Genomic DNA, 23,308 nt, shown 5'->3' with positions numbered 1-23,308 from the left:
GATTATTTTATACATCAAAGTCTTTTTCGTAAAGCATAATGCGTCCGCTCTCATCCAGGTGGCGTTTTGCCACTTTTTTGCCCGGGCGTCTTCCGCCTCTGGAGGCACGTTTGATTGCGTTGTCCATCATCTCTTTTACCTGTCCCACTGATACGGGATCGTCTTCGTCCTGGTTGTCACCAATCAAGGTGTACAGGGCCAGAACAGCCATGTCATCAATTTTGTATCCCATCTCTTTGGAATATGTCTTTGCAAAGGATACCAGCTCGTCATTGGTAAATACCGGAATGACTACGCGGGAATCAAATTTCTCCATAAACTCCGGATACGTCTTCTCCAGGCTCTGAATGCCCGGCTTCAAGTCTTCCAAAATAACAGTCAGACGGTTTGTCCTGAATTCCATGGCCTTGGAAAGTTTCTCTATCACATCCGCTTTTAATGATGAAGCGTTTTCCACTACCAGAAAGCCGCCGGCCAGCTTGTCAACTACATAGGCCGGGTCCTTCTCATTCATCTTCTCCGCATCCAGATACGCGATCTTGGCGCCTTCCATATGGCGCTCCTTGCAGATGGCTTTTATCAGGCCCTCTGACAGGCGGGTCTTGCCTGCACCTTCGCGTCCTGTAATCACTATATTTCCGGATTTTGATGTCCTTTCACAGGCAGACTCCTGTGCAATGTCAAGTGCTTCTGTAATCTGCTGGGTCAGGCCCGGTATGGGGGCAAAGTAAGTGAAGAGACGTTTCTGTTCTTCCGGGGTAAGGTGATGTCTCAGTATGGATTCTGTGGCAGTCCCTGCAGGAGACATGGATGCCTCTTTAGGCATACGCTTGTCTTCAGCAACTGTCTGGACCAATTCATCCTCCGGATATTCAGGCTGTTCAAAACTTTCAGACCGGTCAGCTTTTCCTGGCTGTGCAAAATCTCCCGGCTGCGCGGCGCTCTTGGACTGTGCCGTTGTCTCCGGCTCCATAACTGCTGACTCCAGGGCTTTCTGCAGATCTATTGTCATGCCGCCAAGTCCTGCTTTCACTTCATCTACCGGTATTTCGATGGTTCTGCCTTCTAAATCGTCCGGTTCTGAGGTGATGGCCGCCTCTGCCATGATGGATTCCATGGACGGCTGCTCCAGCTCTGGCTGGACGGGTTCCGGGGCCGCCTGCTGGGGCTGAACTGACTCCGGTACTGCCTGGTCAAACTGGGGGGATTCCGGTGCTGTCTGCTCAGCCTGGAATGATTCCGCTTCCGCCTGCTGCGGCTGAGCCGGTTCATATGCTGTCTGCTCAGCCTGAAATGATTCCGCTTCCGCCTGCTGGGACTGAGCTGATTCATATGCTGTCTGTTCAACCTGGAATGATTCTGCTTCCGCCTGCTGCGGCTGAGCCGGTTCATATGCTGCCTGTTCAGCCTGGAATGATCCTGCTTCCGTCTGCTGTGGCTGAGCCGGTTCATAAACTGTCTGTTCAGACTGGGCAGCTTCCCCATCCGGAACCGTTGGCTGTGAGCCGATCGTATATTCTCTTACCGGCTCCTCCACTGCTTCTGAAACCGGCTGCTGCTCCTGATCTGCTTCGTATATTGGCTGTGGTTCACTTCTATCGTTTTCTGCATCTGCCGCATTGGATTCTGCCGATATCTCAGACGGCATCACCGTGTTTTCTGCCGCATTTGCCGCTGTTTCGGCCACGGCTTCAACTGCCGGTGTTACCCCTTCGGATACCTTTGCGACTGCCTGTGCCAGTTCTCCTGCTGTCTCAGCCAGAATAGCGTCCAAATCAACCTCCCGGACAGGCTCTTTCGGCGCCTCGACAGGTCTTGATACCGGTTGTTTCATGGCTGCAGGTGTGATGCTGGATGATGCAGGTTTGTCCGGTTCCAGTTCTTTTACCACGTAATCCCTGGTGTCATCTTCCATGCCGTAGCTCTGTATATCATCTGCGGCAGATTCTGCCGGCGCATCTGTCTCAGCCTCCGGCTCTTCTACTTTCGGGCCGCCGGAGAATACATCCCGGATACCCTTTGCAATTTTATCCTGTAAAACCCCTGTTGTTTCCAGAATCGGTGAAAATACGGATACTTCCTCCGGTGCCTTTCCGGTTGCCCTGGAGCGGACTGACTCGATATGGGGCATTTCATCTGTATTCTGTTCTGCAATTCCTGTACCCACGGACTGGCTGACAAGCTTTGAAGCCGCCTGTGTGGCTGCGGTTATTGTAGCTGCTGCGGCTGCCGCGGCGCTCTCCGGTGACGGTTCCACATAACGATTTCTGTACTTCTCCTCCTGGCTTGGAGAAAGCGGAGCATATTTCATTTTCAGCTCCATGGCTTTTATCACGTATTTGCCTTCACTGAACCAGAGAATCAGGTCATCGCATTCTTCCACACATTTGTCCTTCATACCGGCCTTGGCATACAGCCTTGCCAGCTCATAAGACCAGCGCTCCGTATACTCACGTCCCTTGTATTCTTCCAGAATTGCGATCTGTTCCTGGATGGGTGAACGTCTTCCTCTGTAGATTTTGTACTTTAATATGTAACGTGAGTTATCATTCGGGGAGATTTCTACAAACTGGTTGTAATATTCCACTGCCTCATCAAAATTCCCCATTTTGATTGCCAGCTCAACCAGCCGGTATATTACTGTTTTTCCTATAGGTGCCCTCTGATGTGCCAGTATGAGCAGCCTGCGGCTGTCTTCATACCGTTTATTCGCCTCATAAATCTCGCCGACCATACAGAGTGTTCTTGCACTTCGCACCCTGCGCCAGTCAATCGTATCGACAATTTCCAGAGCCCCCTTATAGTCCTGCCTGTCAACCAGATCGTTGATCACGTCCAGCTTGGCACGGTATTCGTTCTTGTCCACTGTTTTCACCTCTGTTAGTATATTCTTCAATTTCGAGTAGTCTTCAGACATTATTACGGTAGGGTATATTTCTCCATAATTATTTTCAGTGTACCATAGACCAAAAAGGATGTCAAAAGAAATGATTGGCACGTAGTTTTGACAAATACACCAATTATTACATGTCAGATATATTTTATCATCAAATTCAGAAATCATTTTAATATTTTCTATTTTGTCAGTATTCTACCCGTATTTTAAACCGATAACGGCAAGTAAACGTCTGACACAAACAGCGTTCTATATCGTGTCCCGCATCGAACTGCTTACACCTCCCGCCTAAACGCACAGCCGGGTCTGGCCATAAGCTTCCCTGTACGGGCGTTTAGGAGCGCTTAGAGAATCTTACGAGATCCACACGCTAGCAAGCACTTAGTGAAGAGCCCTAAGGCGATGAACTTAGTGCGGGTTGCGTGTTAGCTCGGAAGTTCTCTGCTCCCGTCCGTACAGGGAAGCTTATGGCCAGACCCGGCGTCCGGTTTTACCCCACACAAAAAGGAGCCGCCCCTCATGAACCTCTCAATTCATCAGGACAGCCCCCTCACCTCATCACCCTGCACTCACCAGGATAACACTATCTCTATTTATCAATCGTAACCTTATCCAGATGCCAGATCTCATCCACATACTGCTGTATCGTCCTGTCAGACGTGAACTTACCGGAGCATGCCGTATTCAGCAGCGCCTTCTTAGCCCATCCCGCTTCATCCTTATAAGCCTCTTCCACACGCTTCTGTGCTTCTGCATAAGCCTTAAAGTCAGCCAGAATAAAGTAAGTATCTGCCCTGTCACTGCTCTTTGTATTCAGCAGTGAATCATAGATATCCCGGAACAGCTCAAAGTCACCATTGGAATACGTTCCGTTGATCAGCTGCATCAGCACATTACGGATATCCGGATCATTGTTGAAATACTGCATGGGATCATATCCGCCATGGTTCTCATAGTTGATAACCTCGTCGGAGGACAGACCGAAGATAAACGCATTCTCCTCGCCCACTTCTTCCACGATCTCCACATTGGCACCATCCATAGTACCGATAGTAACCGCACCATTCAGCATGAACTTCATGTTACCGGTTCCTGACGCCTCTTTACTTGCAGTAGATATCTGCTCAGACACATCGGCTGCAGCGAAGATCATCTCCGCATTTGATACACGATAGTTCTCAATAAATACTACTTTCAGTTTTCCATTGATAGATTTATCATTGTTCACCACATCTGCAACTGCGTTGATCAGCTTGATCGTAAGTTTTGCACGCACGTATCCCGCTGCGGCTTTTGCGCCGAAAATGAAGGTTCTCGGATAGAAATCCATTTCCGGATGCTCTTTGATCTGGTTATACAGATACATCACATGCAGAATATTCATAAGCTGGCGTTTGTACTCATGCAGACGCTTTACCTGTACATCGAAGATAGAACGCGGATCCACCTCAATGCCGTTATGCTCCAGAATATATTTTGCAAGACGCACCTTGTTCTGATATTTGATATTCATGAACTCCTGCTGTGCTCTCTTGTCATCTGCATATACTTTCAGCTTGGAGAGCTGTGAAAGGTCAGTCACCCATCCGTCTCCGATATGGTCTGTTACCCAGTCTGCCAGCAACGGGTTGCCGTGGAGCAGGAAACGTCTCTGTGTGATACCGTTTGTCTTGTTGTTGAATTTGTCAGGATACATCTCATAGAAATCCTTTAACTCCTGTTTCTTCAGGATTTCCGTGTGCAGCCTTGCAACACCGTTTACGGAGTAACCGCCTGCGATAGCCAGATGTGCCATCTTGACCTGGCCGTCATAGATGATAGCCATTTTGCGGACTTTCTCCTGATTGCCCGGATATTTATTGTTGATCTCCTGGATGAATCTGCGGTTGATCTCCTCAATGATCTGGTAAATACGGGGAAGCAGTTTGGAGAACAGCTCGATGGGCCATTTTTCCAGTGCCTCTGCCATAATGGTATGGTTGGTGTAAGCGCAGGTATGGGTTGTGATCTCCCATGCCTCCTCCCAGGTCATGCCTTCCTCGTCCAGAAGGATACGCATAAGCTCCGCCACAGTCATGGTCGGATGGGTATCATTTAACTGGAAGGTAACTTTCTTCGGCAGATCATGCAGGTCGCTGTGAGATTTTTTGAATTTCTCAATGGCAGCCTGGATACTTGCGGAGATGAAGAAATACTGCTGTTTCAGACGCAGCTCTTTACCTGCATAGTGATTGTCATTGGGATAAAGGACATCACAGATATTCTTTGCAAGGTTCTCCTGCTCAACTGCTTTTCTGTAGTCACCCTTGTCAAACAGATCAAGCTGGAATTCACTGATGGCCTGTGCATCCCAGATTCTCAGGGTGTTGACGATCTTGTTGTTGTAACCCACGATAGGCATGTCGTATGGAATAGCCAGTACAGACTGGTAACCTTCCTGTACGAAATTGTTTCTGCCTGTGGCAGGGTCATATACTACCTTTACATATCCGCCGAATTTTACTTCTTTGGCGTATTCCGGACGGCGAAGCTCGAATGGATATCCGTCTTTCAGCCAGTTATCCGGTACTTCCACCTGGAATCCGTTCTCGATCTTCTGTTTGAACAGACCATAGTGGTAACGAATACCGCAGCCGTAAGCGCAGTAGCCCAGAGTTGCCAGGGAATCCAGGAAACATGCTGCCAGTCTTCCCAGACCACCGTTTCCAAGGGCCGGGTCCGGCTCCTGGTCTTCGATCACATTTAAGTCAAATCCCAGTTCCTCCAGTGCCTCTTTCACTTCATTGTATGCGCACAGGTTGATCAGGTTGTTGCCCAGCGCACGGCCCATAAGGAACTCCATGGACAGGTAGTATACAATCTTCGGGTCATCTTTTTCATACTGCTTCTGTGTCAATAACCAGTTGTCAATAATAACGTCCTTGACCGCAAGGGAAACTGCCTGGAAAATCTGCTCCTGGCTTGCTTCCTCAATGGTCTTTCTGTAAAGCATCTTTACATTTTCCCTGACGCTTTTCTTAAACTCTTCTTTTTTGAAATTATTATCTAACATTTTCTCCTCCTCCGGAACTGACCGGCCGGGAAGATTCCTTATGAAATCTTCTCCACACCTAATGTCACGCTTTCAGAATTGATCTTCCAATCCTTTGTATAGCCGCTTACTTCATTGTAGTTGACGTCTTCTGCCAGTACCTCTGCCTTGATGTCCGCCTCGTGAGCGCGGAAGATGCCCTCAATCACCTGGTTTCCTGTAAGGGAAATTCTGATTTTATCCATTACCTCGAAACCAGCCTCTTTACGCATGGTCTGGACTTTGCTGATAATTTCTCTCACAAAGCCCTCTTCAATTAATTCCGGAGTCAGGTTTGTATCGAGTACAACCGTGATGTCATTGTCTGATTCGGAAACATATCCTTCCATCTGCGCAGTGTCAATGAGTAAGTCACTTTCTAATAATACTATTTCCTGACCGTCAATGTCAAGTTTCAGCTCGCCGCCGGCCTTCAGCTCATCCATGGCTGCATTGCCGTCGATGGAGGAAAGGGCTGCTCTTATGCTGTTCAGGTGCTTGCCGTATTTTGGTCCCACGGTCTTTAACTGAGGCTTGAAGCTGTAAGATGTGAAATCTCTCACATCATCTGTAAAGTTCATCTTCTTCACATTCAGTTCATCCTCAATAATCTCTTTATAGAAGTCGGAAAGCTGGAATGGGGCCTTGACGAACATTTTGCCGATTGGCTGGCGGTTCTTGATATTTGCCGCATTTCTGCATGCACGGCCCATTACCACGATTTCCAGAAGGTCTTCCATGTTCTCTTCCAGTTCAGCGTCGATCCACGCCTCATTGCATTCCGGGAAATCACACAGATGGATACTTTCCGGTGCGTCCTTGTCAATGCTTCTCACAAGGTTCTGGTAAATATCCTCTGTCATGAACGGAATCATAGGTGCTGCTGCTTTTGCAACGGTCACAAGGGCTGTGTACAGGGTCATATAAGCATTGATCTTATCCTGTTCCATACCTTTTGCCCAGAAACGCTCACGGCTTCTTCTCACATACCAGTTGCTCATCTCATCCACAAAATCCTGCAGCGCGCGGGCTGTCTCAGGGATGCGGTAGTTTGCCAGGTTGTCATCCACGGTTTTCACCAGGGTATTGAGCCTGGACAGCAGCCATTTATCCATAACAGGAAGCTTGTCGTATTCCAGTTTGTATTTTGTAGCGTCAAAGTTGTCGATATTCGCATACAGCACGAAGAACGCGTAAGTATTCCACAGGGTACCCATGAATTTACGCTGTCCCTCCTGTACAGCCTTGCCGTGGAAACGGTTCGGCAGCCAGGGCGCACTGTTTACATAGAAATACCAGCGGATGGCATCAGCCCCGTAGGTATCCAGAGCCTCAAACGGATCAACGGCATTGCCCTTTGATTTGCTCATCTTCTGCCCGTTTTCATCCTGCACATGGCCCAGCACGATTACATTCTTAAACGGAGCCTTGTTGAAGATCAGGGTTGAAATAGCCAGCAGAGAGTAGAACCATCCTCTTGTCTGGTCCACAGCCTCGGAGATGAAATCTGCCGGGAACTGCTGCTCAAACAGGTCTTTATTTTCAAATGGATAGTGATGCTGTGCAAAAGGCATGGAACCGGAGTCAAACCAGCAGTCAATCACCTCAGGCACACGATGCATCTCTTTGCCGCATTTCGGGCAGCGGATGGTGACATTGTCAATGTATGGCCTGTGCAGCTCAATGTCATCCGGACAGTTGTCGGACATTGCCTTTAACTCTTCTTTGCTTCCGATGGAGTGCATATGTCCGCATTCACATTCCCACACATTCAGCGGGGTTCCCCAGTAGCGGTTGCGGCTGATGCCCCAGTCCTGTACATTTTCCAGCCAGTCTCCGAAGCGTCCCTTGCCGATGCTTTCCGGAATCCAGTTGATCGTATTGTTGTTGCGAATCAGGTCTTCCTTCACGGCTGTCATCTTGATGAACCAGGACTCTCTTGCATAATAGATCAGCGGAGTGTCACATCTCCAGCAGTGGGGATAGCTGTGCTCAAATACAGGCGCGTCAAACAGCAGACCGCGTTTTTCCAGGTCGACCAGCACTTCTTTGTCTGCTTTTTTGCAGAACGTGCCTGCCCATGGAGTCTCTGCGGTCATCTCACCTTTTTCATCTACTAACTGTAAGAACGGCAGGTCGTATGCCCTTCCCACCTTGCTGTCATCTTCACCGAAAGCAGGTGCAATATGAACCACGCCGGTACCATCTGTCAGCGTTACATAAGTATCGCATGTAACATAGTATGCTTTCTTTTTCAGTTCTACGAATGGGAAGAGCGGCTCATACTCTTTGTACTCCAGCTCTTTTCCTGTATAGCGCTCCAGAATCTCATAATTTCCTTCTCCCAGAACCTTGTCAAGCAGGGCTTCTGCCATATAGTAGGTGTATTCCCCGGATGTCACTTTTACATAGGTTTCATTTGGGTTCACACACAGTGCCACATTGGACGGAAGGGTCCAGGGTGTTGTGGTCCATGCCAGAATATATGCGTCTTCGCCTTTTACTTTGAAACGGGCGATAGCGGAGCGTTCTTTTACGTCCTTGTATCCCTGGGCTACCTCATGGCTGGAAAGCGGGGTTCCGCAGCGCGGGCAGTAGGGAACGATTTTATATCCTTTATACAAAAGGCCTTTGTCCCAGATTTGTTTTAAAGCCCACCATTCGGACTCGATGAAATCATCATGGTAGGTGACATAGGGATTATCCATATCTGCCCAGAAGCCTACAGTTCCCGAAAAATCCTCCCACATTCCCTTGTATTTCCACACAGATTCCTTGCAGTGGTTGATAAATGGTTCCAGACCATACTCTTCAATCTGTTCCTTGCCGTCCAGACCCAGCATTTTCTCCACTTCCAGCTCTACCGGAAGGCCGTGGGTATCCCATCCTGCCTTTCTCGGTACCATGCAGCCTTTCATGGTGCGGTATCTCGGGATCATATCTTTGATAACACGTGTCAGAACATGGCCGATGTGAGGCTTGCCATTGGCTGTGGGCGGGCCGTCATAGAAAGTGTAGGTCTCACCTTCTTTTCTGTGTTCCATGCTCTTTTTGAAAATTTCATTGTCTTCCCAGAATTTCTCGATGTTTTTTTCTCTTTCCACAAAATTCATGTTTGTGGGGACTTTCTGATACATGTCTTATTCTCCTTTCTCTGTGCCTGGGGGATATAAAAAAGGCCTCCGCCCTGCAACAGGACGAAAGCCTCAGCTATCGTTTAACCACCTCTTACACATACTATCATACGCGTTCCTTTTAACGGGGGAAATCCGGCATCCCTTACTTATATTTCAGGCAGCGGCTCCGGAGTGATATTCTTCTGCTGATACTCATACCGGGCTTGCACCTTCCCCGGCTCGCTGTGGTTTTCTCCTGCAGAATACTGTCTCCATCATCGTCTTTGTCTTTATCAAATTTCATTATAAATAGATAGAGAAGAAAATGTCAAGGGATATGGGAGATTTTCTGTGATTTTGGCTATTTCGGCAGGTCTAATCCGGGAAGTTCTGCCGTATCCGGCACTACGATGTCCGCATTTCCCAGAATTTCACTGCTGCCGATTCCCACACTTTTCATTCCGCCTGCTGCCGCTGCAGCGATCCCTGCCGCCGAATCCTCTATCACCACACAGTCTTTACAAGGTACGCCCAGCATTTCAGCCGCTTTTGTAAACACCTGGGGGTCCGGTTTTGCACGTTCCACCAGGTTTCCGTCCACCACTGCGTCGAAGAATGGCATAAGACCCAGCTTTTTCAGGATCATGCCGCCGCTTTTGCTGGCGGAGCCCAGGGCGATCTTATAACCCTCCGCTCTCAGTCTTTCCAGAAACGCAGGTATGCCCGGCAGTATCTCAGATTCATCTATAGTGGACACCATATCCAGATAGTACCCGTTCTTCCTGTCCGCCAGCGCTATTTTCTCCTCCATGGACAGATTCTGTATCTTTCCGGTCTCCAGCACGATCTCCAGGGATGTCATTCTGCTGACCCCCTTCAGACGCTCATTATTTGCCTCGTCAAATACAAAGCCCAGCTCTGCGGCCAGTTTTCTCCATGCCAGATAATGATACTTTGCGGTGTCCACTACAACACCGTCCAGATCAAAAATCACTGCTCTCATGCGCATATGTCCTCCTCTTTGTCTTTGCACTTCACTGACAGGGTATCTGTCAGAGTATATATTTCATCATTCACCAGCACAGACAGAGGCTGCACAAATTTCTCACGGCTTTCCAGCAGAACTTCCCGGCGGTTTATTTTCACATCTATTTCATGCCCATATACCTTCACAGAGAAACGCATCTCCTTCCAGTGTTTTGGCAGCCGCGGAGAAACATTCAGCCTTCCGTCAGAAAAACTGATGCCTGCAAATCCAAAGATCACACAACTCCAGATTCCCCCAAGGGAAGCAGCGTGGATACCATCCGTTGTATCATTTGGATTGTCATCCAGGTCAATGACCATACACTTTTTAAAGAACTCCCAGGACAGTTCCGTCTCACCGATGGCAGCGCAGGCCTGTGCGTGGGCACAGTAACTCAGAGAAGAGTCGTGTATAGTCCTCTCCTCGTAAAAGAGAACATTCTTTTTTACCACTTCTTTAGAGAACATGTATGGAAACAGGTTCAGGAGCATAACCACATCCGCCTGCTTCAGCACCTGCATATCAACCACCTCGTCCCTGGAGTAGTCCAGGAGGACTGCCTGTTTGATCTGAGACTTTTTATATTTTTCAATATCCGGGATGCGTTTTTTAGAGAGAAATGTGTCATCCTGGGGGATGACAAGCTCCTCATTGGGAACAGGAACGTACAGCCTGTCCGCAAACTCTTCCCAGCTCTTTCTGTTCCTATCCATCCCCAGACGGCGGTCCAGCTCACGGTACAGATCCGGACTCTCCGCACAGAGCTTTTCGGCCAGAACAGAGGCCAGTCTGCAGCAGTAGCGCGCCATATAATTGGTATATGCGTCATTATCCACGTGTTCCGTATATTCATCAGGCCCGATAATGTCACAGATCACATAAGCCTGTCTTTTTTCATCCCACTGCCCCCGGGATACCCAGAAAGAAGCCGTCTCAAAAATGATCTCATAACCGAACCGCTCCATAAATGCTCTGTCCCCGGTAACACTGTAATACTGCCATACCGCATAGGCAATATCCGCTGTCACATGATGCTCTTTGATTCCGGACCACACTTTGTTGGCCTTGCCTGTATGTATGTTAAGCGCTGCGTAGAGCGGTGTCTCTTCCCGCCCTGTTACGGCTGCCTCCCAGGGATACATGGCGCCCTTGTAACCATATGCCTCTGCCTTTTCCCTGGCTCCGTCCAGACCTTTATACCGAAATTCCAGCAGATTTCTGGCTGCCTGCGGAAATACATACTGGAAAAACGGTAATATAAAAATCTCCGCATCCCAGAACACATGTCCCTTGTACCCCTCACCTGTGAGTCCTTTTGCCGCAATACTGCAGTCTGTACTGTGCCAGGGCATCATTCCCAGCAGATGATACTGGGCAAAACTGACTGCTGCCTCTTCCTCCGGACTGGCCCCGTCAATCTCAATCCGGGCCTGTCTCCAGATATCCTGCATTATTTTCTTATGCTTTAAAAAGACATCTGCATACCCTGCCTCACTGCATTTTTCCAGCAGCTTCTTCTGCCTGTCCAGGCCAAGAGAGTCTTTTTCATTTTGGATATAGACATATTTGGTAAATTCCCAGGTTCCTCCATCCGGAATACTGAAGAAATATCTGCCGGTGATCCCTCTTCGTTTCAGGGTAAACACAGCCTCCTCCTCTTCTCCGGTATAACTTACCCCTTCCAGAATACTCAGTGTATCCTCCTCCAAATATCCCTCCACATGCAGATACTTTCTGTCGTACACCCGGCAGTTCACCTTCTTAAAGTGGGACACACCGCTGTTGGTCTGCTGTCCGTCGATTCCGGTACAGATTCCGCCGTGCTTTATGCATCCCTTCTGCATGGTGATTCCGATACTCTGTACAAACAGATGCTCATTTTCCATGGAGGCAAACCGGCGGTCTGTCAGGCAGAAGCTTGCGCCTGATTCCAGTTCATAGGTAGATGTGATCACCAGCTCTCCTGTGTGGATATTAAATTTCCGCTCAAACTCTGTAAGACAGCGGCTATCCGGCAGCACCGGCACCCCGTCCAGCACCAGCTCATAGCCTGTCACATCAGGGCAGTTGACAAGTTCCGTAACTTCCTCCTCATAGGCCCTGTTGTAGAGTCCGGCTATGAACATCCCCTTCTTCCCATCCAGAGAGGGGAGGCCAAGGGAAGCCCGGACACCCATATATCCATTACACTGTGCAAACACAGATTCTGTCTTCAAAGCAAAACGAGGTTCGTATTTCTTCTGTCTGAGCCAGATCTCTCCGCCCTGTTTTTCAATCGCATAGTGAATCATTCTGTCTCTTCCTCTCCCATCTGTCAGCCGTCCGTCAGCTATTCCTGCCATATATAAGGCATGCCGCTTTCGGCTGCTTTGTATAATGCCCCGATCACACGCTGAACATATGTCCCCTGCTCGGCTGTGACCAGCAGCGGCTCCCTGCCAAGACAGGCTTTTACAAAGTTCTCCTCACTGTCTCTGTGCCAGTCCCTCATCTCCATGAACGGAAAACTTTTGTCCGTAAGCTGTCCCTGTTCTTCCCCGTATATTTCAAGAGGAAATACGTTTGCGCCCAGCTTATCTCCGTATAACTGTATTTTCCTCAGATCACGTTCTTTCATATTAATGGCAAAGGATGTTTCCAGACTCATACTGGTTCCATCAGCAAAATGTATAAACCCAAAGAGTCCGTCCTCCACGGTAAAGCGTCCACCGTCCCATGTTCCCATAAGGCCCTGGCCGCCTCTTTTTCCGATTCTGTCACTGGAAGAAGCACACACGTAAGAAATCTGCGGATACCCCAGAAGATAGAGCGCACAGTCCAGCATATGTGCCCCGATATCAATCAGCGGGCCGCCTCCCTGCATAGCTTTATTGGTAAAATTACCCCAGCCGGGAATTCCTCTTCTTCTGTGCCACTGCACGTTCGTATTATAAATGGTACCAAAATCCCCCGCCAGAATCTTCTCTTTCAAAAATGCAGTCTGCTCACTGTGCCGGAAATGAAACCCGTAAGACAGAAGCAGCTTCTTTTCTTCCGCCTTTTTTTCCATGGCCTGTGCCTCCTGAACAGTTATGGCAGGTGGCTTTTCACATAATACATGACAGCCTGCCTCCAGCGCGTCCAGTGTGATCTGACAGTGGAATTTATTGGGCACGCAGATTGTCACCGCATCCGGCCGAAGCTCAGACAGCATTTCCAGATGATTTCCGAAATACCGCGTAATCCCAAACTGCTCTGCCACTGCCTTCGCAGCGTCAGGGTTGGTATCACAAATTCCCACCAGCTCTACATTTTCCATGCTTTGATAATTTGGTATATGTGTCACCCTGGCAATCTGGCCGGAACCAATGATTGCCATTTTCAATTTATCCATCTTTATCCTCCTCTTGAGGGCAGAGAAAACACCGTCGGCATCCTGAGACGCCGGCGGTGTTTTTTACAGAAACTGCTTCATAAAATCAACGGATTTCTGATATACCTCCAGCGGATCATCCCCGCGGATCCTTCCTTCATTTACAACAGCGCCCTCATATCCTATATTCTTTAAAGTCTGCATATGCCTGTTCCAGTCAATGGACCCGGTACCAGGCTGATATCTGTGGTTCTCCGCAATGTGGATATGTCCGATCACATCCCTGAACTCTGTAAGAGAGCGGGAGATATCATCCTCTTCGATGGCCATATGATAAAAGTCAGCCGTGATCTTGACCATCTCAAAGCCGCCCCTGCGTATAATATCCATGGCATCCTGCAGGGTGTTCAGCATATGGTCCTGATAACGGTTCAAAGGTTCCAGGTAAATGTAGATCCCATTCTCCTTTGCCACAGGCTCCAGCTCTGAAAGTGATTTCAAAATAGCCTTTACATCCCCTTCATGACTTCTGGGAGATACCATCGGCGGAAGACGGAAAGTGAACATACCCCAGGCAGCAGGTACCACAACACCGGTTCCCCCTACTTCCTTCAAGGCACGGATGATCTCTTTTAAATCCTCCACACCATTCTCCCTGCGCTCCTCTATAAAGTCCCCGATCCAGCCTCTGTAGCCGCCGCAGGCGCTGGACACGGGAAGACCTGACTCTTTAATGGCCTGTTTTACTGTTTCTACATTGTCTGTCAGCACTTTTCCGTCTATCTCAAAACATTCAAATCCCATATTTTTTACGAATTTGAATTTTTCAATCAGGTCTTCCGGAAAAAAATCCTTATCCTGTGTTCCTAACAGCATATTATTCCCTCCCTGTAAAGTCTACACCCAGTTTAATGCTCTCTTCCGGGTGCTGGTCAACGTAATAGCAGAATCCTTCCGCGCATTTGTCAAAGGGTACTACCGGATAAATAATGTCATCACAGTCAAGATAACCGTTCATAAGAAGCTCCCAGCACACATCTTCGATTCTGTGTCTGTCCCAGCGCGGATATTCCGGGTTCGGCTCACTGCAGGCACGGGAGAAAATGATCTTGCCGTAATTGAAGTGTGCCTCCTGCCCAAGCCACAGGCCTGCAGGGAATGGTTTTGCAAATGCCACATAGGCGATGGTTCCGTTATAAGCCAGACCTTTCAGCGCGGACTGCAGGGCATGTACATTACCGCTTGTCTCGATAATAACATCAGCACCCTTTTTATCTGTCAGCTTCTTAATCTCCATTCCGGCGTCGCAGCTCATGGAATCAATGGTGTAATGTGCGCCGTGTTTTTCTGCGATTTCTCTTCTCTTCGCAATGGGGTCAATACCGATCACTGTGGTGGCACCGATCTTTGCCGCAAACTGCAGGGCAATCTGTCCGATGGCGCCGAGCCCGATCACCACAACACGGTCGCCCGGGCGAACATCCGCATCCCGGATTCCGCTCAGCGCAAACTGTGCAGGGTCATAGCAGACCGCATTCTTCGCGGATGCCTCTTTACTCATTTTTCTGAGCTTGTAATTGTTCACTGCATTTACGATCTGGGTCTCTTTAATGGGTCCGTAGGAGCATACGCGGTCACCCACTTCATACTCTGTAACATCTGCGCCCTTTTCTACGATCGTTCCAACGAACATATTTCCAAGTGCCAGGTCTCCAAATTCAATACCTCTGGGTTCATCTTCACCCCGCTCTGTGAAAACCCTCCACTCCTCATCGAATTTCCCATCAATAAAAGGAGTGGTGCCGCGGAAATCCGCCAGCTCAGTGCCATGTTTGGGAGCTGCGAACTCCACCTTTATCTTTACTTCATTACTGTTTATCTCTCTGTCTGTATAGTCTTTCAGTTCAGCAACTCTGGGTGCTGTAGCCACTAATTTTTTCATGTCAGTTCTCCTCTTTTCCTTAACCTTTTACACCGCCGTCAGTTCTGCCGCCCTTGATCAGTCTCTGGCTGAATCCATACATGATCACTACAGGGAGCGAAGTAACCAAAGATGCCGCCATCATTCTTCCCCATACGTAATCCGGTGTATTGAACAGGGAGTTGAGTCCGATCGGTATCGTCATCATATCCGGGGAGTCAATGAATATGGATGCAAAAAGCACATCATTCCATGCGATCATAAATGCGTAAACGAATACAGATATCAGTCCTGAAATAGAAAGCGGAACAATGATGCGGAAGATAATGCCCATCTTGCTGAGGCCATCCACTCTTCCTGCCTCCTCCAGTTCTTTCGGTATAGTGTCAAAATAACTTCTTGTCATATAGATGGCTGTGGGAAGTGTCTGGATGATCATACACACAATTACAGCCTCTCTGCTGTTCTTTAACCCGATGGCAGAGAGCATACGGAACAAGGGAACGATAAGCAGAATCCCGGAAAACATATAAACCAGGAAAAACATTTCGCTGATTCCCTTTTTTCCTTTGAATTTCAGCTTTGAAAGCGCATACCCACCCAGGATCCCCAGAAATACAGCCAGTACGGAGACCGTCAGGGCAATATACAGACTGTTTCCAAAGTATTTCAGATACGGGAAAATACCCGGATCAAAAATATCAATAAAGTGCTGGAAGGTCCATGTCTTCGGAATGACCGTAGGCGGATACGCAATGGTTTCCGCTGTGGATTTTATGGACACGCTGAGCATGATGAGGAATGGGAACAGCAGGATCACAACCAGCAATACTACTCTCACATAGAAAAATATCTCTTTTAATGTTTTTCTCTTAATCTTCTTCAACTCTCAGCACCTTCTTTCTGATCAGCATAACAAGGCTGAAGATCACCACGAACAATACAATGGAAATGGCTGCTGCCTTGCCGAAATCATGTGTGGCAAAAGCCATATCGTACAGGTATACACCCAGTACATTTACCTGTTTTGTCAGGAGATATACTTCCGTATAAATGTAGAATACCCAGATTGTCCTCAGGCTGACTACTGTTACCAGTGTTGGTTTGATGGCAGGATATGTAACTGCCAGGAACTTCTGCCATGAGGTAGCTCCATCCATATCAGCAGCCTCATACAGGCTCTTGTCCACAGACTGCAGGATCGCCACAAAGGACATGTATGCATACGGATAGAATTTCCATATAGCAAATATAGTGACAAGGATAAACGCACTTGCCGGCTGGTCAAACCATAACGGAACCTCATCTGCCAGCTTGAGCACATCCACTATGATATAGTTAATGATACCATAAATATTGTTGAACATATAACGCCATGCGAAAATAAGACACACAGCCGGAACCACGTAAGACAGAATAATAATTGAATTTACAAGCTTTTTACCCACAAACTCCCGGTTCATGAATACTGCGATAGCCAGACCGAACGCGGTACTTACTGCAGTTACCAGAACGGTGAAGATCAGGGTGACAAATACGGACTGGTAGAAGCTTTTATCCTGAAATACAGCCTTAAAATTATCAAGACCCACAAACTCTGACGCCATTCTGGGATTGATGGGCACATCCTGGAAACTGATCACAATATTGTAAATCATAGGATAACCTATCAGCAATACCAGCAGGATCAGACTTGGTGCCAGCAGGGCATAAGCAAATCTGGTATCATTTCCGCCCAGTTTTTTCTTTTTGGACTTCATTCCTTTCCCCTTTCTGCTTTTATCAAAGGCTGCTGTACAGGCGGACAGTCCGCCGCCCGCACAGCATCTCTTTTCCTTTATTTGATCAGTTTTTCAACTGCTTCCTGTGCAGTTTCAAGTTCTTTATCAATGTCAGCGTTCTGTACAACCACATTGTTGATCATTTTGCTGATAGCACCTGTGTTTGTCACATCGCCCATCTCTGTAAAATTCTTTCCGTCAACAGTACCAAAGAGCTGAAGGCTGTCAACCGCTGCTGCGATATCATCGTTTAATCCTGCGAATGCCTTACGCTCTTCCATATCGGTGTAGGCAGCATCATCACTCACTTCTTTTAATACCGGCTGGATTCCGCCCGGTGCCATGTTCAGCCAATTGATATTATTCTCTTTTTCCAGAAGGAAGGAGACAAATTTCTTGGCAGCATCTGTTTCTGCGTCCTCCATACCGTCAGCAATACCCAGAACTGTGATACAGCCGTAAGAAACAGGCTCTTTCTTGTTCGGCAGAACCAGTGCCAGGTTCTCAGCAAATCCGGCTTCCTTCACTGCGTTTAAAATATAGGTGGAGTACATTGCCATCGGTGTGTTCTTTCCGACAAAAGCATCTTTTACATCTGCAACTTCTGTGGAGCCCGGCATGGAGTAAGATGCCAGCTCTTTGTAGAATTCCACTGCTTCTTTCATTTCCGGTGTATTTACCGTAACATTTTTATCTTTGTCAAATACGTTTGCGTCATTGGACAGAGCGTACTGTGAAAATACCTGCTCTGTAAAGGCTGACTCTGATGTGGGAAGAGCAATGCCGTATTTTTTGTTGGCCTGGTCATTGAATGCTGCAGCCACTTCCAGGATATCATCCCAGTTTTCCGGCAGCTCCAGTCCTTTTTCCTGAAGCATCGCTGTGTTGACCCAGATTCCCTGTACCCAGCTGCAGATCGGAACACCTACATATCCGCTTCCGTCCTCTGTCTTTGTCACATCCAGCGCGCCTTCGTAGAAGGAATCCTCTCCCTTCTGGTCAATGACTTCTTTCACTGCGTCCAGGTTTGTGAACTGGTTTGACACACTTGTTTTTGCCTGGTCCTGGCTGTATTCAATGATGGCCGGAAGTTCGCCGCTTCCTCCGAGAGCTACGATCTTGGAATCATAGTCATCCTCATTTACCGGGATGGACTCCACTTCAATATTTTCATTTTCCTTTTCAAAATCGTCGATGATCGCCTGCACCACATCCTGCCGTTCCTGTTCTACCTGCTGGTGCATGAACTGGATCTTTACCTTACCGCTTTTGCTGTCACCTTTCGCTTCTTCTTTGCCGCTTCCGCTGCTTCCGCAGCCTGCTGTAAAGGTGGAAACCATGGCTGCTGCCAGTAATACACACAATGCTTTTTTCTTCATAATTTTTTCTCCTTTTTTTGAATTCTCATTATTTATTTGTGTCAAAAAGACCGTCTTAAAACAATTCGGACGCCGCCTTTCTGCAACAATCACTGTTTCTTCAGCCAGACTGTACCGTATGGTACCATGCTGATTTTTTCCTGTATCTCTTTATCAAAGAGCAGGTCCTTTCCGCAGATGTGCGGAAGATTCAGTTCAACATTATGGGAGGATACATTTATCAGCGCGTAAATGATCTCTCCTGTTTCCCTGTTCTCACGTTTCAGTGCCAGAACTCTCGGATCCAGGTCCATGACCTCCTGTTCTGCCTCCGGTGAAAATGCGCTCTCCCCGTTTCTGATCCGGAGTCTTCTGCGCATTTCATGAAAGATCCTGCTTCTGTTTGTCTTTCCGTCTAACTGCTGCTTCAGATAATCATAATCTATCTTCTCCCGGTTGATCCTTCTGGGGATATCCGATGTGGTCATACCGGAATAATCGTTTCTGGAACCCAGCAGGCTGTGGATGTAAATACCGGGAACACCCTGCATGGAAAGTAAAATAGTCTCTGCTGCCAGGAATTTTCCAATCCGCTCCTCGTCTGACTCATCGGGTCCTGCCAGGGCATCCTGATAATTGATATTCAGCTCGTAAGGGCTTTTGGTCCCGTCTCCGTTATCTTTATAAGAAACCCTGCCTCCGTTTTTAAGAGCCGCCTCCACAAGAAACTGTCTGTCTTCGTCACTCAGGATTCCCTCAGTGGGTCTCACCCCGATTCCGTCATGGGAACTGAGAAAATTAAAATATGTTACCCTGCTGCCTGGAAGTTTGAGGCCTGCCATCCAGGAACTGAGAATGGATGCATCTCCCTTTAAGAGGGAATACATGGTGAGCGGCGGCAGCGGAAACTGGTAAACCAGATCAGCTTCATCCTCCCCATTGCCGAAATAACTGATATTATCCGCATGGGGAACATTTGTCTCTGTGATCAGTTTTGTGCCCGGTGCGTATTCCTGCAGCACATCCTTCATGAGTTTGATAAGCTCATGTGTTTCCGGCAGATGCATACAGGTTGTTCCAAGCTGTTTCCACATAAACCCAATGGCATCCAGCCGTATAAATTTTGCCCCTGCCTTTGCGTACATGACCAGAATATCGAGAACCTCCGCAAGCACATCGGGACATTCAAAATTCAGGTCGATCTGGTCTTCACTGAAGGTTGTCCATACATGCTTTTCCCCCTCCTTTGTGTGAAAGGCCGTCAGAAGAGGAAGTGCTCTTGGCCTGGTCACTGTGCTGTAATCCGCATTTGGATCACAGGTGATAAAATAATCTCTGTAAGGTGCCTCGCATTCCAGATAACGGCTGAACCATTCACTGCTTTTGGATATATGGTTGATCACCGCGTCAAACATCAGCCCGTAATTTTCAGATAGTGCGGATATATCCTCCCAGTCACCCAGTTCCGGATTGATGCTTCTGTAATCCACCACAGAAAATCCATCATCTGATGTATAGGGATACATTGGGAGCAGATGTACATTCGTCACCGCATCCCCCACAAAATCTTCCAAAAATTTATGAAGTACCTGAAGACCCGGTTCTCCCTTTTTGGTGATAGTATCTCCGTATGTGATCAAAATACTATCTCTCTGGGTTAACTTCTTTCCTTTTTCTTCCGCCGGCTGATACTTTTGCAGCTGACGGGAAATTTTGTCCCAGGCTTCGCTTATTTTTCCGTCGTCTTTATAGATGACGGCCAGCCTCTGTCTTGCCTTTGTTTCCAGGTTCATATTTTTCTCCTTTCTGACAACGTTGTCATTATGGAAGGAAGTATCTCCTTCCTTTTTTATGGTATTATGTAGATTTTCTTTCAATAATCTCTGTCGGAAATTTAAATATCTTTCTTGCATCCTCTTTTTTACCTTCTTCTATCTCTCCTACCACAAAATCAATACAGCATTTTGCAAGCTGTTTGAAATCCTGAGCGACAGTGGAAATAGGAGGATAATAAAATTCGCCTAATGTTATATTATCAATCCCAAGAACAGCCACATCTTCCGGTATCCTCATGCCTTTCTCATATATCCCTCTGTAGACACCAAGTGCTCTCTCATCACCGGATACGAAGAATGCCTGTATATCATACTCCTCCAGGACTTCCTTTGACTTGTGATAAGCCTTTTCCACGGTATCGATCCCTGTAAAGATATGATACTGGGCACCAGTTCCATACATGGCTTTTTCAAAGCCTTCTATGCGGAGCTGGGTGGACAGGAATTTCTGTTCGCCTATCAGCAGTGCTATCTTGCTGTATCCCCTGCCTATCAGATATCTGCCTCCATTATAGCCCACATCAAAATTGTCAAGGCTGACGGAAGGAACATCCGGATTCTCAGGCTCACCAAATACCACATACGGTATGTTATGCTTTTCAAAGTAATCCACCCGCGGGTCATTGAGAATATTCTCCAGCAGTATGGCGCCGTCTGCTATACCGCTTGCCATCAGATAGAAACCGTCGGTCTCATCCTCCTCGAACTTTTCACTGTTGGACGGAGAAAGGACTATCTTCATGTTTCTGTCTTTCGCATAAGAGAACAGATGCTTCAGCATGATATTATGCCAGATGCTTAAATGTTCCTCATGATGACGGTCAGCAAAAACCACGATAATATTCGTACGGTTTCCCTTCAGTCCCTTTGCCAGGATATTCACCTGATATCCCTGTTCTTTCATGGCAGCAAAGACCTTTTTCTTGGTCGCATCACTGACATTAGGGCTGTTATTGATCACCCTTGATACTGTTTTCATGGATACGCCGCAGGCATTGGCTACATCAATAATCGTCGCTTTTTTCATCTTGTTTTAATTCTCCATTTGTCTTACGTTGTCATTTTACGAAATTAACATATAAATGTCAATAGGATTTCTGTATTTATATTTTTTTCGTTATTATTCCTGTATTTAGATTGCTGTTTTTATATAATATTCACAATACAGCGTTACAGACAGAGAAAGGAAGCTCTGTCCTGTCATTGCAGAATTTTCCTGATATGTATTATTATAACGCAAAAACAGACCCTGTAAAAGGAGATGTTTCCACAATCATCCTAATTACAGAGTCTGCAACTCCTACCACTGCACTGCCTGTTTCCTGAAAATCACATACGCAGCCGCACACAAAGCAACTCCGGCCCCCACCATCATACCGATCTGCGCCCAGGTCTGAAATCCTCATAAATAGATATAGAAGAAAATGTCAAGGGATATGGGGGATTTTCTAACAATTTTGTCTTTCCGTTACCTCTGCCAATGGATATTATTTCAAATCATCCGGATCAGCATTATAAATAATCTCTATTGCATCAATATCCACTCGCTCTGCATTATTGGTCAACTCTGCCCATTCCTCTTCGCTGCCGCCATAATAAATTTTTTTAACATCGCGTAAATATGTATAGAAACCATTATTCTCATCTGTAGTTTTCAGCGATTTTGGAAGATATAGATATTCTGCTCCACAGCTGCTGAATGTATTCTTAGGCATAGTAACGATTCCTTCCGGAAGAATGATACTGTCTACACGGTTCCGGCAAAACAAATCTTCAATTGTGTCTGCAACAGCATACTCTTTTCCGTCAATCTCATATGAATTTCCAACCCTCACCTTGTGCCCGTGTCCTGTATAATCCTGCAAATACACCTTGCCACCATCCAGATAATATTTAAAATCATCTATAGGTGTTATCCCGGCAGCCCACACAGATGATGTATCTTTCGAGTCTGAATCATCTGAATCTCCAAAGATTGCACCTATGATACCCAAAACAATAAGAACGATAATGATTGTCCCACATCCGGATTTCTTCTTGGACTTTGGCTGGGTACTGGTAGATGTATATTGATATTTTTCACTTGTCCGGGCAGAACCTTCCTTGGGACCCGCCGGTTTTACATATTTATTTGAAGTATTTGACTGTTGAGGTTTTGGAGGGGGAGTTGAATAATCCCGTCCACAATATGTACATTTTCCATTTTCAACAGGCGCTCCACATGATTCGCATTTCACAAAAGTCCCCCCTTAAGCCTTTGTACTTATTAATACCATCCATAGGATCACAAGTACAATGACAATAATCTTTTTATATTTTAATACTGGCTGCAACTGTGTAATCCCTTTACATTTCACAGAAATTTTCGGACAAGCCATGATTCCTATAAGCAGCGAGACGATACCTGTCAAAAAATACTGTAATGAAAAACAACTAATTGCCATCAATACAAAAAATACTGTGATAAACCAAAGTGATATTTTTATGCCCAATGATGCGGCACCCTTGGCTGTGCTCTGAATCTTTTCCCTCTTCTCCTGCTGGAGTTTTAGTTCAGCCTCCCGTATAGCCTCTAAACGTGCTTGTTCTTTTGCTTTTTCAACTTCATATGTCTGTTGATATTTGCTTTCTCGTTTCTGTCCTGCCTGCACTGATTCCTCTGCACATCCTGCTTCACGCTCCTGCGCTTCATGGTTCAGCCCATCAGCCTGTTCTTCGGTATTTTGTTCTTGGACAGCCTGCTCTTCCTCGGACTGTATAGCCGCCCGTTGTGCTTTCATCTGCTCTATCTCTTCAAGAGCCCTCTCACGTTCCTGCTGTCTCTCAAGTTCTTTTTCCTCATCTGTTTTAAGACCCAGCAGCTTTTGCTTCAGCATGCGGAACTCTTCTTCACTTAAAGCCCCGTCATCGAAAAGTTTTTTATACTTCTCAAGTTCTTCAATATCACCCATC

The 23,308-nt window shown here is 47.0% G+C and carries 15 protein-coding genes; all 15 read right to left on the bottom strand.

Annotation, left to right across the window (positions count from 1 at the left end):
* Window positions 1-7 precede the first annotated feature (7 nt).
* The 15 genes from V8Q34_RS04880 to V8Q34_RS04810 all read right to left on the bottom strand — a co-directional run bounded on the left by V8Q34_RS04880 (window position 8) and on the right by V8Q34_RS04810 (window position 23,307).
* Window positions 8-2,866 (bottom strand): hypothetical protein, encoded by a 2,859-nt coding sequence (locus tag V8Q34_RS04880; RefSeq protein WP_335834951.1) that lies wholly within the window; start codon window positions 2,864-2,866, stop codon window positions 8-10.
* A 619-nt stretch (window positions 2,867-3,485) separates the two neighbouring features.
* Entirely contained in the window at window positions 3,486-5,948 is a 2,463-nt protein-coding gene (locus V8Q34_RS04875) for a glycogen/starch/alpha-glucan phosphorylase (protein ID WP_033140647.1), read from the bottom strand.
* A 38-nt stretch (window positions 5,949-5,986) separates the two neighbouring features.
* The gene (gene ileS / locus V8Q34_RS04870) at window positions 5,987-9,103 is read right to left on the bottom strand and encodes an isoleucine--tRNA ligase (RefSeq protein ID WP_227245146.1); all 3,117 of its coding nucleotides are present in this window, start codon (window positions 9,101-9,103) and stop codon (window positions 5,987-5,989) included.
* Between the two features lie 340 nt (window positions 9,104-9,443).
* Complete coding sequence (gene pgmB, locus V8Q34_RS04865) at window positions 9,444-10,085, bottom strand: beta-phosphoglucomutase (RefSeq protein ID WP_018595318.1); 642 nt, start codon at window positions 10,083-10,085, stop codon at window positions 9,444-9,446.
* Entirely contained in the window at window positions 10,082-12,451 is a 2,370-nt protein-coding gene (locus V8Q34_RS04860) for a glycoside hydrolase family 65 protein (RefSeq protein ID WP_186971022.1), read from the bottom strand. The genes pgmB and V8Q34_RS04860 overlap by 4 nt, the downstream gene beginning before the upstream one ends.
* Window positions 12,439-13,482: a Gfo/Idh/MocA family protein gene (locus tag V8Q34_RS04855; RefSeq protein ID WP_335834950.1), complete on the bottom strand. Its 1,044-nt coding sequence runs from the start codon at window positions 13,480-13,482 to the stop codon at window positions 12,439-12,441. Before V8Q34_RS04855 ends, V8Q34_RS04860 begins: the two co-directional genes overlap by 13 nt.
* Window positions 13,483-13,545: 63 nt before the next feature.
* Entirely contained in the window at window positions 13,546-14,337 is a 792-nt protein-coding gene (locus V8Q34_RS04850; protein WP_018595315.1) for a sugar phosphate isomerase/epimerase family protein, read from the bottom strand.
* A gap of 1 nt (window position 14,338) precedes the next feature.
* Window positions 14,339-15,403: a zinc-dependent alcohol dehydrogenase gene (locus tag V8Q34_RS04845; RefSeq protein WP_335834949.1), complete on the bottom strand. Its 1,065-nt coding sequence runs from the start codon at window positions 15,401-15,403 to the stop codon at window positions 14,339-14,341.
* A 19-nt stretch (window positions 15,404-15,422) separates the two neighbouring features.
* Window positions 15,423-16,268, bottom strand: a complete 846-nt coding sequence (locus tag V8Q34_RS04840) for a carbohydrate ABC transporter permease (RefSeq protein ID WP_018595313.1) — start codon at window positions 16,266-16,268, stop codon at window positions 15,423-15,425.
* On the bottom strand, window positions 16,255-17,142 hold the full coding sequence (locus V8Q34_RS04835; RefSeq protein ID WP_018595312.1) for a carbohydrate ABC transporter permease: 888 nt from the start codon (window positions 17,140-17,142) through the stop codon (window positions 16,255-16,257). Before V8Q34_RS04835 ends, V8Q34_RS04840 begins: the two co-directional genes overlap by 14 nt.
* 77 nt (window positions 17,143-17,219) lie before the next feature.
* Window positions 17,220-18,542: an ABC transporter substrate-binding protein gene (locus V8Q34_RS04830; RefSeq protein WP_335834948.1), complete on the bottom strand. Its 1,323-nt coding sequence runs from the start codon at window positions 18,540-18,542 to the stop codon at window positions 17,220-17,222.
* Window positions 18,543-18,631: 89 nt separating this feature from the next.
* On the bottom strand, window positions 18,632-20,314 hold the full coding sequence (locus V8Q34_RS04825; RefSeq protein WP_103731356.1) for a sugar phosphorylase: 1,683 nt from the start codon (window positions 20,312-20,314) through the stop codon (window positions 18,632-18,634).
* A gap of 64 nt (window positions 20,315-20,378) precedes the next feature.
* The gene (locus V8Q34_RS04820) at window positions 20,379-21,383 is read right to left on the bottom strand and encodes a LacI family DNA-binding transcriptional regulator (RefSeq protein WP_033140652.1); all 1,005 of its coding nucleotides are present in this window, start codon (window positions 21,381-21,383) and stop codon (window positions 20,379-20,381) included.
* Between the two features lie 460 nt (window positions 21,384-21,843).
* Complete coding sequence (locus tag V8Q34_RS04815) at window positions 21,844-22,593, bottom strand: leucine-rich repeat domain-containing protein (RefSeq protein WP_227245153.1); 750 nt, start codon at window positions 22,591-22,593, stop codon at window positions 21,844-21,846.
* Window positions 22,594-22,605: 12 nt separating this feature from the next.
* The gene (locus V8Q34_RS04810; protein WP_227245155.1) at window positions 22,606-23,307 is read right to left on the bottom strand and encodes an SHOCT domain-containing protein; all 702 of its coding nucleotides are present in this window, start codon (window positions 23,305-23,307) and stop codon (window positions 22,606-22,608) included.
* Between the last annotated feature and the right edge of the window lies 1 nt (window position 23,308).

Source organism: Blautia sp. JLR.GB0024 (genome assembly GCF_037000545.1).
In the GTDB taxonomy this organism is placed as follows: Bacteria; Bacillota; Clostridia; order Lachnospirales; family Lachnospiraceae; genus Blautia; species Blautia celeris.
Note: the sequence above shows the minus strand (reverse complement) of the source record. Positions and strands in the feature narration are given on the sequence as shown.

Bases quoted from the DNA above. Each gene is read 5' to 3' on its own strand.
- V8Q34_RS04825 (WP_103731356.1), bottom strand. From the start codon at position 20,314: ATGAACCTGGAAACAAAGGCAAGACAGAGGCTGGCCGTCATCTATAAA.
- V8Q34_RS04810 (WP_227245155.1), bottom strand. From the start codon at position 23,307: ATGGGTGATATTGAAGAACTTGAGAAGTATAAAAAACTTTTCGATGAC.
- V8Q34_RS04820 (WP_033140652.1), bottom strand. From the start codon at position 21,383: ATGAAAAAAGCGACGATTATTGATGTAGCCAATGCCTGCGGCGTATCC.
- V8Q34_RS04850 (WP_018595315.1), bottom strand. From the start codon at position 14,337: ATGCTGTTAGGAACACAGGATAAGGATTTTTTTCCGGAAGACCTGATT.
- ileS (WP_227245146.1), bottom strand. From the start codon at position 9,103: ATGTATCAGAAAGTCCCCACAAACATGAATTTTGTGGAAAGAGAAAAA.
- pgmB (WP_018595318.1), bottom strand. From the start codon at position 10,085: ATGAGAGCAGTGATTTTTGATCTGGACGGTGTTGTAGTGGACACCGCA.
- V8Q34_RS04845 (WP_335834949.1), bottom strand. From the start codon at position 15,403: ATGAAAAAATTAGTGGCTACAGCACCCAGAGTTGCTGAACTGAAAGAC.
- V8Q34_RS04875 (WP_033140647.1), bottom strand. From the start codon at position 5,948: ATGTTAGATAATAATTTCAAAAAAGAAGAGTTTAAGAAAAGCGTCAGG.
- V8Q34_RS04830 (WP_335834948.1), bottom strand. From the start codon at position 18,542: ATGAAGAAAAAAGCATTGTGTGTATTACTGGCAGCAGCCATGGTTTCC.
- V8Q34_RS04855 (WP_335834950.1), bottom strand. From the start codon at position 13,482: ATGGATAAATTGAAAATGGCAATCATTGGTTCCGGCCAGATTGCCAGG.
- V8Q34_RS04860 (WP_186971022.1), bottom strand. From the start codon at position 12,451: ATGGCAGGAATAGCTGACGGACGGCTGACAGATGGGAGAGGAAGAGAC.
- V8Q34_RS04835 (WP_018595312.1), bottom strand. From the start codon at position 17,142: ATGAAGTCCAAAAAGAAAAAACTGGGCGGAAATGATACCAGATTTGCT.